The following is a 13,972-nucleotide window of genomic DNA, read 5'->3' as shown; positions in this document are numbered from 1 at the left end:
GGGGCCTCACATCATGCCGGGCATCCCCATGCCGCCCATGCCGGGCATGCCCATACCGCCCATACCGCCCATACCGCCCATGCCACCCATTCCGCCCATGCCACCCATGTCGCCACCAGGGGCGGCAGCAGCGGGCTCGGGCTTGTCGGCGATCACCGCTTCAGTGGTGATCAGCAGCGCTGCAATCGACACCGCATCCTGCAGGGCCAGACGAACCACTTTGGCGGCATCGACGATGCCAGCGGCCAGCAGATCCTCATAGCAGCCGCTGGCGGCGTTGTAGCCCTGACCCCGGCTCAGGCACTCGGAGGTCACCACCGAACCATCGGCACCGGCGTTGACCGCAATCTGACGCGCCGGCTCACCCAGGGCGTGCTGCACGATCGCCACACCGGTTCGAGCATCGCCGCTGCTGCTCGCCAGCAGGCCATCGAGCTCCGAGGCCAGCTGAAGCAGGGTGAAGCCGCCCCCGGGAATGATGCCCTCCTCGATCGCCGCACGGGTGGCATTGAGGGCATCCTCGATGCGCAGCTTGCGGTTGCGCAGTTCGGTTTCGGTGGGGGCTCCCACCTTGATCACCGCCACGCCGCCGGCGAGTTTGGCGATCCGCTCGTTGAGCTTTTCACAGTCGTACTCGGAGTCGGTGGCATCGAGTTCGCGCTTGATCGCGGCCACCCGGTCGACCACCGCCTGGCGGTGATCATCGGTCGCCACAAGAGTGGTGCTGTCCTTGGTGATCGTGATCCGGCGGGCCGTTCCCAGGTCCGCGAGGGTCACCGCCTCGAGGCTCATGGCCCTGTCCTCGCTCACCACGGTGGCGCCGGTGAGGATGGCGATGTCTTCCAGCATGGCCTTGCGGCGATCGCCGAAGCCGGGAGCCCGCACGGCCGCCACCTGCAGCACGCCGCGGTTCTTGTTCACCACCAGGGTGGCCAGGGCCTCACCGTCCACCTCCTCGGCCAGGATCACCAGGGGCCGGCCACTGCGGGCCACGGCTTCCAGCACCGGCACCAGATCGGCGACGCTGCTCACCTTGCGGTCGGTGATCAGCAGGAAGGCATTCTCATAGACGCACTCCAGCCGCTCCTGGTCGGTCACGAAGTAGGGGGAGCTGTAGCCCCGATCGAAGGCCATGCCTTCGGTGATCTCCAGTTCGGTGGCCAGGGATTTCGACTCCTCCACGGTGATCACCCCGTCGGCGCTCACCGTGTCCATGGCTTTGGCGATCATGCCGCCCACTTCGTCGTCGTTGCCGGAGCTCACCGTGGCCACCTGGCGGATGGCGTCTCCCGCCACCGACTGGGCACGGGCGGCGATGCCGCTCACGACCAGGGCAACGGCCTGCTCCATGCCGCGGCGCAGCTGCACCGGGCTGGCGCCAGCGGCCACATTCTTCATGCCTTCCCGCACCATCGACTGGGCCAGCACCGTGGCCGTGGTGGTGCCGTCACCGGCCTTGTCCTTGGTCTTGGCGGCCACCTGCTGAATCAGCTTGGCGCCGATGTTCTCGAAGGGATCCTCGAGTTCGATGTCCCGGGCGATGGTGACACCGTCATTGACGATGTCCGGAGCGCCGAACTTCTTCTCCAGCACGACGTTGCGGCCCTTCGGACCGATCGTGACCCGCACGGCGTCGGCCAGGGCATTGACCCCCCGTTCCAGAGATTCGCGCGATTGATCGGCGAACTGGATCAATTTGGCCATCGGGGAGAGCAGAACAACAGATGGTTCAGCGTCCCATAGCGCACTGTCCAGCCGCAGTGCCTAGGTGGTGGTGAATGCCGAATCAGCCTGCCCGTGCCCCTGTCCCAGCGGCCCCATGGCCAGTAGCGTCAACCAAGGGCAGAGGGCCGGGAGCCTACGCGAGCCATGGAGGATCTGCTGCAGAGCGCACTGGACAGTGCCACCGCCGAGAGTGCCCTGGCCGCCAGCTCCAAGGCCGATGCCATGGTCTTCCTGCTGATCGCAGCCCTGGGCCTGCTGATGGCCCTGGTCTACGTGCCGATCCGGCTGTTTCTCACAATCACCGCCCGCCGCCGCCGGCTTCAACTGCTGCAGAGAATCCGTCGGCTGCGGGACGATCTGGGTCAGCCACTCCAGGCAGACTCCTCGACCACCTCTGACCTCCGCCCCCCAACGGTCTCGACCGCCAACGACTGATCGACCCAGGTCAAGGCACTTCTGCGTCGATCAGTTCACCGCAGCGGCCTTCAGCGCAGCGGCCTTCTTTGCAGCAGGATTCAGCCCGGCACCCTTCAGCGCATCACCATGCCGCCATCCACCTGCAGCACCTGGCCGGTCATGTAGGCACCGGCCGGATCGGCCGCCAGGAATCGCACGGCGCTGGCCACCTCGGCCGGCTGGCCCATGCGCGCCAGGGGGATCGCGGCCAGGATCGGTTCCTTGGCCAGGTCCTTGGTCATGTCGCTCTCGATGAAACCGGGAGCCACTGCATTGACGGTCACACCACGGCTGGCGAATTCGGCGGCGCTGCTGCGGGTCAGACCGATCACGCCTGCCTTGGCGGCGCTGTAGTTCGCCTGGCCGGGGTTGCCCATCAGGCCCACAACGGAGGTGATGTTGATGATCCGTCCGGCACGGGCCTTGAGCATCGTGCGGCTCACGGCGCGGGTGCAGAGGAACACGCCGGTGAGATTGAGGTCGATCACGCTCTGCCAGTCGCTGGTCTTCATGCGCATCAACAGCCCATCGCGGGTGATGCCGGCGTTGTTGACCAGCACGTCAAGCCGCCCTTCCCGCTCCAGCACCGCCTTCACCATCGACTCCACCGCCGCTTCTTCGGCCACGTTGGCCTGATAGCTCCAGGCCTTGCCGCCCTGGCCCTCAATCTCCGCCACCACGGCGGCGGCAGCCTCCGGTGAACTGGCGTAGTTCACCACCACGGTGGCGCCGCTGGCCGCCAGCTCCAGGGCGATGGCCCGTCCGATGCCGCGGCTGGCCCCGGTGACCAGGGCGACCTGGCCAGCCAGGGAAGTGGTGGGGAAGCCGCCGGACATCGCCAATCAGGTCAAGGTGGGCCCGATCGTATGTGCCGCCCACGCCCCCCTCACTCCTGCATGGTCTCGACAGCCTCCAGGGCCGGGCCGAGCAGGTCGGCGAGGGCGCGCAGCTGTTCCTTGCTGCCCAGGGCCACCAGCAGCTGGCCCGGGCCCAGGCGCACATCACCATCGGGATTGGCGATCAGGGTGACCGGCGAGGGCAGGACGGGGGCACCGCGGTAGGTGGGTATTGGCTGACTGGGCGGTTCCGGATTGCGGATCGCCAGCACAAGGGCGCCGGTGCGCCGTCGCAGGGTCAGTTCGGCGAGGGTGCGGCCACTGAGATCGCCCAGCAGGCGGGGATCACTGCTGAGCTGGAACTCCTCCACCTCGCAATTGGAGCCGGCCAGCAGGTCCATGAAGCTCACCGCCAGGGGGCGCAGGGCTGTGGCCGCCATGGTGCGTCCACCCGCCACATAGGGACTCACCACCTGATCGGCACCAGCCAGGCGCAGCTTGCGCTCAGCTTCTTCGCTGTCGGAGCGGGCGATCAGGCGGCAGCCGGGCGCCAGGCCACGGGCACTGAGCACCACGTAGAGGTTGGCGGCATTGCTCGGCAGGGCCGCCACCAGGCTGCGGCAGCGGTGGATGCCGGCCTCCACCAGGGTCTCGTCGAGGGTGGCATCGGCGCTGAGCACCGGCAAACCCCTCTCTTCCGCCTCCCGCTTGCGCTCCTCATCCATTTCGACCACCAGCAGTGACACCCCTTCGCTGCTGATCTGTTCGGCAATCTCCCGACCGATCCGCCCGTAGCCGCAGAGAATCACGTGGTTCTGCATCGTCTCGATCCAGCGGAGAAAGCGGCGCTGGCGCATGCGCCGGAAGTAGCCCGATTCTGTGAGACCCAGCACCCCCTGAATGGTGAGCTGCACCACGATCAGGCCACCGATGATCGAGAGGGCCGTCACCAGACGACCACCCGGGGAGAGGGGCTCCACCTCCCCATAGCCGATGGTGCTGATCGTGATCGCCACCATCCAGTAGCAATCGCCCCAGTCCCATCCTTCGGTCAGGCGATAGCCGAGGGCAGACAGATTGACCACGATCGCCAGGGCGACCATCGGGGTGCGCCAGGGGCGTCGCAACCGGGTGGATGGGGGACGGCGCCGGCGCCGCAGAGCAGGGATCATGGCGCCAGCCCCATCCGGTCTCGGCTCATCCGAGGCCCAGGGCCTGAAGCACCGGGTCGATGGAGAGCTCCTGCAGCTGAGCGGCCTCGCCCAGGCCCGTCACCCCCTGGCGCTGGGGCAGGCTGGCCGGATCGCGGCCCAGGGCCACCAGTGGCACACCGCACAGCAGGGCCAGCTCGATCGTGACGGGATCGCTGGCCAGCACCACGTCGGCGGCGGCCACCTGGGCAGCCCGCCGCCGCAGGGAGCCGGAACTCGGGCTGGGCGCAGTGGGCTCCAGGGTGAGGCTGCGCAGATCGCTGAGGCGGGTCTGGATGCGCTCCGGCAGGGCCTGCCAGTGGGGAGCCGGCCAGTCGCCGGCGCCGCCGGTTGGTGCCAGCAGGAGCATCGGCCCGGAGCCTTGTGGCAGGGCAGCGCTGGCCTTGTCCAGATCCGCCCTGGCGATCGGCAGGCGGTAGGCCGCGGCATCCAACCGCACCCCAACGGGGCCCAGGTAGGCCTCCAGGCGCTGATCGATCCAGCCCTGGCTGGAGGGAACAATCCGTTCGGTGGCCGAGAACCCCGCCGCCGCCACCCGGGTGGGGATGTGGCTCATCGACAGCAGCAGATCAATGGCACGGCCACCGGGTCCGCTGGCCACGAGGTTGATACAGAGCTGAAAATCAGGATCCCTCACCAGGCCCAGCAGGTTGGTCCAGTCGGCCAGGGTGGCCTTGCCATAGGCGATCGGCAGGATTTTCTCCACGGCCGGCAACAGACTCCAGACGGTCCCGGCTTCAGGGCTGCAGGCCACCTGCACCTGGAACCCGAGCTGATCCGCCGCTGCCGCCACCGCCGGCAGAACCTGCAACTGGCTGACGCTGTCGCCTGGAATCAGAAAAAGGGCGCGCATCAGGCGTTGGGCGGGGCATCGCGGCCTGATTGTATGGAGCAGTTCCTGATCTGCCCGTCGTTCCGGGAGCTGCTTGTGCATCTGCTGATCGCCGCCGCCGGCAGCGGCCGCCGTATGGGGGCCGAGGGCAACAAGCTCCTGCTGGCGGTGGCCGGTCGTCCCGTGCTGGCCTGGACTCTGGATGCGGCCCTGGCCTGTCCGGTGATCCGCTGGATCGGGGTGGTGGGTCAGCCCGTGGATGAGGAGGCCGTGGCGGCGATTGTGGCGGCAGCCGGGCCCAGGCTGCCGGTGCAGTGGATCGTGGGCGGCGACACCCGGCAGGAATCGGTGAGCCGCGGACTGGCGGCCCTGCCCGCCGAGGCCGAGGGGGTCCTGATCCACGATGGAGCCCGCTGCCTGGTGGAGCCGGAGCTGCTGAGCCGCTGCGCCGAGGCCGTGGCCGCCGGCGCCGCCGTGATCGCCGCCACCCCCGTGACCGACACGATCAAGCAGGTGGACGATGCGGGCACGATCCAAGCCACCCCCGATCGCAGCGACCTCTGGGCAGCCCAGACGCCCCAGGGCTTCCCGGTGGACGATCTGCGCCAGGCCCATGCGATCGCCGCCACCGAGGGCTGGAGCGTCACCGACGACGCGGCCCTGTTCGAAAAGCTCGGAAAACCCGTCAAGGTGCTGCAGGCGCCGCCGTCCAACATCAAGCTCACCACGCCCTTTGATCTCACGATTGCCGAGGCGGTGCTGGCCCAGCGGGCGGCCGGATGAGTGCTGACCACTGCGCCGCTGACCACTCCGCCGCTGACCACCGCACCACGGCTCAGATCCCACCCACCTCCAGGGTGCCGAGCCGGCCATCCAGCCGGGCCGGTGCCCCGATCGGCAGGGCGGCGTTGCCGGGGGCATGGCCCACCGGCAGGCCAGCCACCACGGGGATTTCCAGATCCTGGGTGCGTTCGCGCAGCACCTGCTCCAGGCTGAAGCGCCCGGCGGCTCCGCGGGCCGCGATCAGGCTGTTGTCTTCGGACGCGCCGTCGTGTTGAGATGCGCCGTTGGCTTCGACCTCGTCGTCTTGTGGTGGCTCTTCGATGGGCTCATCACAGCCCAGGAAGCTGCCGAAGCCGATGCCGGCCAGGCCCTGCAGAGCACCGCAGAGGCGCCAGTGGGTCAGCATCCGCTCGATCCGGTAGGGCGCCTCGCCCACATCCTCAAGAATCAGGATCGCCCCCCGCAGCTCCGGCAGGTGGGCTGTGCCCAGCAGATGGGTGGCAACAGTCAGATTGGCCACCAACAGCGGCCCCTCGGCCACACCGGCTTGCCAGCCCACGCCAGACAGCGGCGGCAGGGGTTCGCCGAACAGCAGGGCCCGCAACCGTTCCTGGCTCCAGCGGGGTTCCGTCGCCAGGGTGGTGAGCAGCGGTCCATGGATGCCGCCACGGTGGCCCCGCGCCTGCTGGGCCCACAGCAGGGAGGTGACATCGGAGAAGCCCAGCAGCCAGCCGTTCGGAAGTGACAGCGGCCGTTCCAGCAGTCGGGCGGAGCCCCAGCCCCCCCTGACGCAGGCCAACAGGGCGGCGGCGGCGTCAAGGTCCGCGGCCCGCTCCGCATCGCGGCCGGCCAGGTAGCCCCAGCGGCGCCCCAGCAGACGCTCCGGCTGGGAGGGCTCCAGCTGCAGCCCCCACCGCTGCAGCAACGCTGCACCTGCCGTGAGCCGGTCTGGGGCATCAGGGCCGATCAGAGCGGAGCTGGCCGCCACCAGCTGCACCCGATCCCCCCGGCGCAGCGGACGGGGCCAGTCCTGCGGCCAGCGCAGCTGGCTCATGCCGGTCCCCGGCTCAGCACGAGGGCCAGCAGCAGCAGGCCGCCCAGCTGGACCTGCCGCAGAAAATGGCGGCCATAGCGGGAGCGGGGCAGGGAGGGGCTGCGCAGGGCCCAGGCCTCACGCTGCATCCCCGCAGCGGCCGCCAGCCAGAGCGGCCAGAACGCCAGGCTGATCGACTGCAACACCGCCGCGATCGCCAGGGTCAGGGCGGTGACCCCGTAGCAGCCGGCCACCACCGCGGGCGCCCGGGCCCCGAGGCTCAGGGCACTGCTGCGGACCCCCAGCACGGCGTCGTCATCGCGATCGGCCATGGCATAAACCGTGTCGAAGCCGAAGGTCCAGCTCACGGCCGCCAGCCACACCAGCAGCAGTGGCGCTCCGCCGGCCAGGCTGCCCGTAGCGGCCGCCCAGGGGATCAGGGTGGCGAAGCCCCAGCACAGGGCCAGCACCAACTGCGGAAAGGCGAACCAGCGCTTGGCGGAGGGGTAGAGCAGCACCGGCGGCAGGGTGGCCACCGCCAGCAGCAGGCAGAGCGAGCGACCATCTGAAGGCAGGGCCAGCACCACCAGCAAGGCCAGCAGCAGGCAGATCAGCAGCAGGAGCACCGCCTCCGGCACCCCGGCACGGCCATCGGCCAGGGGGCGATGGCGGGTGCGTTCCACCAGCGGATCGATGCGCCGGTCCCAGAGATCGTTGGCGACGCAACCGGCACCACTCACCGCCAGACCACCCAACACGATCAACCCCACCAACCCGGGCTCTGGGGGGGCCTGGGGGGTGAGCCAGAGAGCCCAGCCGGCGGGGATCAGCAGGATCAGCCGACCGCTCGGCTTGTGCCACCGCAGCAGCTCGATCCAGGCCCGCAGTCGGTCGGCGATGCCGTGGAAAGCCAGGCGACTGGGAGCCATGCAGCGGTTGTGCTCGCCAGCACCCTAGGTCTGGTGCGGGGTGGCAAAGTGACGCCGCCCCTGTCCCGGCGGCCTTGCCGATGGCCCAGATCCCTCCTGTCGCCTCGGCCGGCCTGCGTCGGGTGGCGGCGATCGACATCGGCACCAACTCGATCCACCTGCTGATCGCCGAGGTGGATCCGGAGCTGCAGAGCTTCAGCGTGGTGCTGGCTGAGAAATCGACCACGCGACTGGGGGAACGGGATCCCGAAACCGGAGATCTCAGTGCGGCGGCGATCGAGCGGGGCTTCCGAACCCTGCGCCACTGCCGCGATCTGGCCGCCAGCCATGGGGCCGAACAGATCGTCACGGCAGCCACCAGTGCCGTGCGCGAAGCCCCCAACGGCAAGGACTTCCTGCAGGCCGTCCAGGAGCAGCTGGGGCTGGAGGTGGATCTGGTCAGCGGCCCCGAAGAAGCGCGGCTGATCTACCTCGGCGTGCTCTCGGGGATGAGCTTCGGCGAGCAGCCCCACATGATCATCGACATCGGTGGCGGCTCTACCGAGTTGATCCTGGCCGACAGCCGTGATTCCCGTGCCCTGACCAGCACCCGCATCGGCGCCGTGCGGCTGCAGCGCGACTTCATCCGTGAGGAGCCGCTGCCGGACGAGCGGCGGAAGTTCCTGCAGGCCTATATCCAGGGGTCCCTGGAACCCGCCGTGGCCCAGGTGAAGGCGGCGTTGCCGGCCGGCAGCAGGCCTGTGCTGGTGGGCACCAGCGGCACCGCCATGGCCCTGGCGGCCCTGGCGGCCGCCGAGGAGGCCAAGCCGCCGCTGAAGTTCCAGGGCTACCGGCTCGATCGCCAGAAGGTCGATCAGATCGTGGCCAAGCTGCTCGCCATGACGCCGGATCAGCGGCGCGCTCTGTCGGTGATCAACGAGCGGCGGGCCGAAATCATCGTGCCCGGCGTGCTGATCATGCAGACCGCCATGACCATGCTCCAGGCCGACGCCCTGGTGGTGTGCGACCGCGCCCTGCGGGAGGGCCTGATCGTGGACTGGATGCTGCGGCAGGGTCTGCTGGGCGACCGGTTCTCGTTCCAGAGCTCGATCCGCCAGCGCACGGTCCGTCATCTCGCCCAGTCGTACGGCGTCGACCGGGCCCAGGCCGATCGGGTGGCCGAACTGGCCGTGAGCCTCTACGACCAGACCCGTGGCCTGCTGCACCACGACCACGAATACGGCGGCTATGGCCGCCAGCTGCTCTGGGCGGCGGCGCAGCTGCACACCTGCGGCAAACACATCAACATCGCTGCGTACCACAAACACACCTGGTATCTGATCCGCCACGGCGAGCTGCTGGGGTATTCCCAGGCCGAACATCTGATGGTGGCGGCGATCGCCCGGTATCACCGCCGCGGGCTGCCCAAGAAGCGGCATGAGTCGTGGCAGCTGATCGAGGGGCGCGACCAGCGCCGCACCGTGGCATCGATGGCCCTGTTGCTGCGGCTGGCGGCCGCCCTGGATCGGCGGCCCGTTCCCGTGATCGCCGGGCTCGAGGTGGTGCCCCTGCGGGATGACGATGGGGTGAACGGGCTGCTGATCAGCCTCAGATCCTTGCCGCCAGCGCCCGGTGAGCCACCGATCGATCTTGGTCTCGAGCGCTGGAGCCTGCGCTCCTGCGCCGAGGTGGTGCTGGAAGCCAGCGGCTTCCGGCTTCGGGTGGCCGGGCCCGATGGCGAGATGGTGCCCTGAGGGCAGCGATGGCGGACCCCGCGACACGCCGAACGATCACGATCCGCTGGCCCGATGGTCGCGTCAGTCAGGCGGCCGTGGGTTGCGACTGGCTGCTGGCGGCTGCTGAGGCGGGCCAGTCGATTCCCACCGGCTGCCTCGGCGGCAGTTGCGGCGCCTGCGAGATCGAGGTGAACGGCCAGGTGGTGCGTGCCTGCATCGCCACGGTGCCGGCCAGTGCCGGCGGCAGCCTGGAGGTGGAGCTGGCCGCTGATCCCTACTGGTGAGCTCCCGGTTGGAGCACCTGGATCAAACCTGGTGAGCCTGGATCAGGCCTCCCCCCAGCACCACCTCACCGGCGTAGAACACGGCCGCTTGGCCGGGGGTGATCGAGAACTGCTCCTCGGCGAACTCCAGCTGGCAGCGATGGGGCCGGCCATGGGCCCCGTCGTCTGGCTGGGCGGCCAAGGGGGTGAGCCTGGCTGCCACGGGGGCGCTGCGGTAGCGCAGTTGCACGTCCACCTCCAGCGCCGCCGCCGGCGGAGCCATGGAGATCCAGTTGATCGCCCCCACGATGCAACGGTCCCGCGCCGCCTCCCGCCGCGGAGCCACCACCACCCGGTTCATGGCGCCATCGAGCCGCACCACATGCAGCGGCTCACTCCAGGCCACCCCCAGACCCTTGCGCTGACCGATGGTGAAATGCTCGATGCCGTCGTGGCTGCCCACCACGGTGCCGTCGGCCAGCACGATCTCGCCCGGGCGGGGCGGCAGGTAGGCGTCCAGAAACGCCCGCATCGAGCCATGGTGGTCGGCGAGGCAGAGGTCCTGACTTTCGGGCTTGCTGGCGGTGCGCAGGCCGTAGCGCGCCGCTTCCAGCCGGGTGTGCGGTTTGGTCAGCTCCCCCAGGGGGAACACCAGCCGCCCCAGCACCTCCTGGGGCAAGTCGTAGAGGAAATAGCTCTGATCCTTGTGGCGATCCAGGCCGCGCAGCAGTTGATGGCGCCCGGCCACGGTCGCGCCCTCTGCAGCGGCGCTGGTGGGAACCGGCAGTGGATCGCCGGCATCGGCATGGCGCACCCGGGCGTAATGACCGGTGGCGATGCGCTCGATGCGGCGGTGCTGCTGCGCCCACTCCAGCATCGGGCCGAATTTCACCTCCCGGTTGCAACGCGAGCAGGGCAGTGGCGTGATCCCGGAGGCATAGCCCTGCACCAGCACATCGACGATCTGTTCGCGGAAGCGCTCCCGGGCATCCACCACGTGGTGGGGAATGCCGAGCTGCTCGCAGATGCCGGCCGCATCGACCAGGCCCTCGGCGCAGCAGGCCCCCTTGCCGCTCATCAACCAGAGGGTGAGCCCTTCCACCTGCCAGCCAGCCTCGACCAGCAGGGCCGCCGTGAGGGAGCTGTCGACACCACCGGAGAGGCCCACGGCCACCCGATGCTCTCCCGGCCAGCGGCGCAGGCGCTCAAGCGCCTCAGCTCCGGCAGGGGTGACCGGGGCGGCCACGGCTCGGAGGGCGGTATCGGCTGACGCAGTCACGCCTTCAGCAGACAGCGGCGCAGGCAACGGCGAAGACAGTGGAGCGGGATGGACGGTCAAGACCTGGAGGCAGTACGCGGCTGTCGGCGGGCCGCAGGCTTTCCATCATGAAACCGTGCCGCCATCACCGCCTTGTCGCCCCTCCCCCCTGCGCCCTGCTGGCCCCGGCGCGATGCGGATCACCTGCTGGTCAGCGGTGCCCAGATGGCTGCGCTGGAGCAGCAACTGTTCGCCTCCGGCCTGCCGGTCGAGGCCCTGATGGAGAAGGCTGCCCTGGCGGTGGCTGAGCGAGTGCGCACCGGTTCTGCCTGGCGCGGGCGGGCCCGCAGGGCCGGCGTGCTGGTGCTGGTGGGGCCGGGCCACAACGGAGGCGATGGCCTGGTGGTGGCAAGGGAACTGCATCTGGCCGGCTGGCCGGTGCGGATCTGGTGCCCCTGGCCGCGGCTCAAACCGCTCACCGAAGCCCATCGCCGCCACGCCGCCTGGCTGGGCATAGCCGCCCTGGAAGGAGAGCCCGACCCGGCCGATGGGGCCCTCTGGATCGATGCGTTGTTCGGGGTGGGCCAGACCCGCCGGCTGGATCCAGCCCTGGAGCAGCTGCTGGCGCATCGCCAGCAGCAACAACCGGCGCAGTTGCTGGCGATCGATGTGCCCAGCGGACTCTGCAGCGACTCCGGACGCTGCCTGGGGGACGGGGCTGCCGTGGCCCACACCACCTTTTGCATCGGACTGCGTAAGCAGGGCCTGGTGCAGGATGCGGCCCTGCCCTATGTGGGGCGGTTGCGGCGGATCGACCTGGGTCTGGCTGCGACTCTGCTTGGCTCCCTGCCGCCGAGCCAACTCCTCGGTATCGGTGGCGCCATGGCTGCTTCCGATCTGGGTGCCCTCCCCTGGCCCCAGATCGATCCCACCGCCGCCAAGTACGGCCGTGGTCGCCTGCTGGTGGTGGCTGGAAGCCAGACCTTCCGCGGTGCTGCAATCCTGGCCTTGAGTGGCGCCAGTGCCAGCGGTGTCGGCAGCCTGCGGGCGGCGCTGCCCGAGGCGGTGGCGGAGCGGCTCTGGCTGGTGCAGCCCCACACCGTGTTGCAGGCCAGCCTGGGCAGCACTGCCCAAGGTGGACTGGCGTTGGGGGGGCTGGGCGCCGGGGCGCTGGATCGTCTCGATGCGGTGCTGCTGGGACCGGGGCTGGGAGCGGCCGCGGCAACCGCAGAAGCCAGGCTGTGGCAGGCGGAACAGAGTTTCTGGGATCAGCTGCAGGCCTTCCCCGGGCTGCTGGTGCTTGATGCCGACGGCCTCAACCGGCTCGCCGCATCCAGCGGTGAGCCGGGCGAGGCGCCTGGGATTCTCTGGCTACGAGGACGCGGCGGACCCACCTGGATCACGCCCCATCGCGGTGAATTCAACCGGCTGTTTCCCGATCTGGGCGACCTGCAGCCACTGGAAGCCGCCCGGCAGGCGGCGGCTCTGGCGTGCTGTTCCGTGCTGCTCAAGGGTGCTCGCAGCGTGGTGGCTGCGGCTGATGGCCGCTGCTGGCAGCTACTGAAAGCCTGGCCTGGCGCAGCCAGGGCTGGGCTGGGCGATGTGCTGGCCGGCTTCGCCGCTGGGGTGGGGGGCAGAGCGCTGGCGGCCGGAGCAGACCTGGAAGCGCTGCCGGTCCTGCTGGCCGGCGCGGCCCTGGCCCATGCCGAGGCCGGTGGCCTGGTGGTGCGTCAGCAGGGGGAGGGGGCCGCCACACCGGAAGCGGTGGCGGCAGCGTTACCGACAGTGAGGAAAGTCAAGAAATCCGCACACTTGCGAGCCGCACAACAGCATTAACCACGGCAAGATTGATTTGAGACTGGACTAACGATTCGACTGTGTGGTTTTGCTGTCACAACCTGAAGGGTTGTTGAAAGTACAGCCCCTTTTCATCCTTTTCGTGGATAGTCGACATTCCAGCCTCCGACCCTTCCCCAATGGCGACCTCATCCCTGAAGACGGGGGACTCCAGTCGCCGGCGTGGCGGTGATTCGATCAGCTGGTATCTCGCCACGATCGGTCGCGAGCCTCTTCTCACCGCAGCCGAGGAGATTGAACTGGGCAACCAGGTGCAGGCGATGATGCATCTGCTGGAGCGGGGCGAACGCGACTGTGAGCCAGAGCCCGACGCGGAAACGGAGAAGCAGCGTCGGATTCTGCGTCTGGGGCGTCGTTCCAAGCAGCGCATGATGAAAGCGAATCTGAGGCTCGTGGTGAGCGTCGCCAAGAAATATCAAGGCAGGGGCCTGGAGTTGCTCGATCTGATTCAGGAAGGTTCCCTCGGGCTCGAGCGCGCTGTGGAGAAGTTCGATCCCACTCGGGGGTACAAGTTCTCCACCTATGCCTTCTGGTGGATCCGTCAAAGCATGACCCGGGCAATCGCCTGCCAGTCGCGCACCATCCGTCTGCCGGTTCATCTCAGCGAAAGGCTCACCACCGTGCGCCGTGTGAGCCTGGAGCTGGCCCACAAGTTAGGCGCCATGCCCAGTCGCAGCGAAATCGCTGAGGCGATCAATATGCCACTCGAGGAGCTCGACTCCTTGCTGCGTCAGGCGCTCACTACCTCAAGCCTGGATGCGCCTGTCAGCGGTGACGAAGGTCGCAGTTTCCTCGGCGACTTGATCGCCGACATCAGCAGTGAGGAACCGCTGGATCGGGTCGAACGGGGGATGCACCAGGAACAGCTGGGGCGTTGGCTCAGTCAGCTCACCGAGCAGGAGCAGGAGGTGTTGCAGCTGCGCTTCGGCCTTGAAGGCGAAGAGCGCCACACCCTGGCCGAGATCGGGCGCCGGCTCGATGTCTCCCGCGAGCGGGTACGGCAGGTGGAGCTCAAGGCCCTGCGCAAGCTGCGGAATCTCACCCGCCGATAGCCCCCAGGTTATTGACCTGCGA

The 13,972-nt window shown here is 68.9% G+C and carries 13 protein-coding genes; 6 read left to right on the top strand and 7 right to left on the bottom strand.

Features of this window, described 5'->3' with window-relative positions; translation table 11 throughout:
- Positions 1–6: 6 nt before the first annotated feature.
- On the bottom strand, positions 7–1,704 hold the full coding sequence (gene groL / locus VB716_RS04805) for a chaperonin GroEL (RefSeq protein ID WP_323269884.1): 1,698 nt from the start codon (positions 1,702–1,704) through the stop codon (positions 7–9).
- Positions 1,705–1,869: 165 nt separating this feature from the next.
- On the opposite strand from groL, the gene VB716_RS04800 reads away from it, so the two are divergent.
- Complete coding sequence (locus tag VB716_RS04800; RefSeq protein ID WP_370594609.1) at positions 1,870–2,160, top strand: hypothetical protein; 291 nt, start codon at positions 1,870–1,872, stop codon at positions 2,158–2,160.
- Between the two features lie 95 nt (positions 2,161–2,255).
- On the opposite strand, the gene fabG is transcribed toward VB716_RS04800, so the two are convergent.
- Genes fabG through VB716_RS04785 form a run of 3 tightly spaced genes read right to left on the bottom strand, consistent with a single transcriptional unit; the run spans position 2,256 to position 5,081 of the window.
- Entirely contained in the window at positions 2,256–3,017 is a 762-nt protein-coding gene (gene fabG / locus VB716_RS04795) for a 3-oxoacyl-[acyl-carrier-protein] reductase (protein WP_197169636.1), read from the bottom strand.
- A gap of 50 nt (positions 3,018–3,067) precedes the next feature.
- The gene (locus VB716_RS04790; RefSeq protein WP_197153824.1) at positions 3,068–4,189 is read right to left on the bottom strand and encodes a potassium channel family protein; all 1,122 of its coding nucleotides are present in this window, start codon (positions 4,187–4,189) and stop codon (positions 3,068–3,070) included.
- A gap of 25 nt (positions 4,190–4,214) precedes the next feature.
- On the bottom strand, positions 4,215–5,081 hold the full coding sequence (locus VB716_RS04785; protein ID WP_323269883.1) for a lipopolysaccharide heptosyltransferase family protein: 867 nt from the start codon (positions 5,079–5,081) through the stop codon (positions 4,215–4,217).
- A gap of 33 nt (positions 5,082–5,114) precedes the next feature.
- Between VB716_RS04785 and ispD the strand changes: the two genes are divergently transcribed.
- Positions 5,115–5,843 carry a 2-C-methyl-D-erythritol 4-phosphate cytidylyltransferase gene (gene ispD, locus VB716_RS04780; RefSeq protein WP_323269881.1) on the top strand — a complete coding sequence of 243 codons (729 nt, stop codon included), beginning with the start codon at positions 5,115–5,117 and terminating at the stop codon, positions 5,841–5,843.
- 52 nt (positions 5,844–5,895) lie between these two features.
- On the opposite strand, the gene VB716_RS04775 is transcribed toward ispD, so the two are convergent.
- Entirely contained in the window at positions 5,896–6,897 is a 1,002-nt protein-coding gene (locus VB716_RS04775; protein ID WP_323269879.1) for an LD-carboxypeptidase, read from the bottom strand.
- The gene (locus VB716_RS04770) at positions 6,894–7,805 is read right to left on the bottom strand and encodes a 4-hydroxybenzoate polyprenyltransferase (protein WP_197169638.1); all 912 of its coding nucleotides are present in this window, start codon (positions 7,803–7,805) and stop codon (positions 6,894–6,896) included. The genes VB716_RS04775 and VB716_RS04770 overlap by 4 nt, the downstream gene beginning before the upstream one ends.
- Positions 7,806–7,885: 80 nt before the next feature.
- Here VB716_RS04770 and VB716_RS04765 point away from each other — a divergent pair, with 80 nt between their 5' ends.
- Positions 7,886–9,538, top strand: a complete 1,653-nt coding sequence (locus tag VB716_RS04765) for a Ppx/GppA phosphatase family protein (RefSeq protein ID WP_322757514.1) — start codon at positions 7,886–7,888, stop codon at positions 9,536–9,538.
- Positions 9,539–9,546: 8 nt separating this feature from the next.
- Positions 9,547–9,804 (top strand): 2Fe-2S iron-sulfur cluster-binding protein, encoded by a 258-nt coding sequence (locus tag VB716_RS04760; RefSeq protein WP_197169640.1) that lies wholly within the window; start codon positions 9,547–9,549, stop codon positions 9,802–9,804.
- 22 nt (positions 9,805–9,826) lie between these two features.
- Here VB716_RS04760 and mnmA read toward each other — a convergent pair whose 3' ends face one another.
- Positions 9,827–11,029 carry a tRNA 2-thiouridine(34) synthase MnmA gene (gene mnmA / locus VB716_RS04755; protein WP_323269888.1) on the bottom strand — a complete coding sequence of 401 codons (1,203 nt, stop codon included), beginning with the start codon at positions 11,027–11,029 and terminating at the stop codon, positions 9,827–9,829.
- 165 nt (positions 11,030–11,194) lie between these two features.
- Between mnmA and VB716_RS04750 the strand changes: the two genes are divergently transcribed.
- Positions 11,195–12,877 (top strand): NAD(P)H-hydrate dehydratase, encoded by a 1,683-nt coding sequence (locus tag VB716_RS04750; RefSeq protein ID WP_322757513.1) that lies wholly within the window; start codon positions 11,195–11,197, stop codon positions 12,875–12,877.
- Positions 12,878–13,017: 140 nt separating this feature from the next.
- Positions 13,018–13,950 (top strand): RNA polymerase sigma factor, RpoD/SigA family, encoded by a 933-nt coding sequence (locus VB716_RS04745; protein WP_197169641.1) that lies wholly within the window; start codon positions 13,018–13,020, stop codon positions 13,948–13,950.
- Positions 13,951–13,972: the final 22 nt, after the last annotated feature.

Source organism: Synechococcus sp. CCY9201, assembly GCF_034931105.1.
Lineage (GTDB): Bacteria > Cyanobacteriota > Cyanobacteriia > PCC-6307 > Cyanobiaceae > CBW1002.
Note: the sequence above shows the minus strand (reverse complement) of the source record. Positions and strands in the feature narration are given on the sequence as shown.

What these genes read in the sequence shown, in the direction of transcription:
- groL (WP_323269884.1), bottom strand. Translation starts at nt 1,704, where the DNA reads ATGGCCAAATTGATCCAGTTCGCCGATCAATCGCGCGAATCTCTGGAA.
- VB716_RS04800 (WP_370594609.1), top strand. Translation starts at nt 1,870, where the DNA reads ATGGAGGATCTGCTGCAGAGCGCACTGGACAGTGCCACCGCCGAGAGT.
- fabG (WP_197169636.1), bottom strand. Translation starts at nt 3,017, where the DNA reads ATGTCCGGCGGCTTCCCCACCACTTCCCTGGCTGGCCAGGTCGCCCTG.
- VB716_RS04790 (WP_197153824.1), bottom strand. Translation starts at nt 4,189, where the DNA reads ATGATCCCTGCTCTGCGGCGCCGGCGCCGTCCCCCATCCACCCGGTTG.
- VB716_RS04785 (WP_323269883.1), bottom strand. Translation starts at nt 5,081, where the DNA reads ATGCGCGCCCTTTTTCTGATTCCAGGCGACAGCGTCAGCCAGTTGCAG.
- ispD (WP_323269881.1), top strand. Translation starts at nt 5,115, where the DNA reads ATGGAGCAGTTCCTGATCTGCCCGTCGTTCCGGGAGCTGCTTGTGCAT.
- VB716_RS04775 (WP_323269879.1), bottom strand. Translation starts at nt 6,897, where the DNA reads ATGAGCCAGCTGCGCTGGCCGCAGGACTGGCCCCGTCCGCTGCGCCGG.
- VB716_RS04770 (WP_197169638.1), bottom strand. Translation starts at nt 7,805, where the DNA reads ATGGCTCCCAGTCGCCTGGCTTTCCACGGCATCGCCGACCGACTGCGG.
- VB716_RS04765 (WP_322757514.1), top strand. Translation starts at nt 7,886, where the DNA reads ATGGCCCAGATCCCTCCTGTCGCCTCGGCCGGCCTGCGTCGGGTGGCG.
- VB716_RS04760 (WP_197169640.1), top strand. Translation starts at nt 9,547, where the DNA reads ATGGCGGACCCCGCGACACGCCGAACGATCACGATCCGCTGGCCCGAT.
- VB716_RS04745 (WP_197169641.1), top strand. Translation starts at nt 13,018, where the DNA reads ATGGCGACCTCATCCCTGAAGACGGGGGACTCCAGTCGCCGGCGTGGC.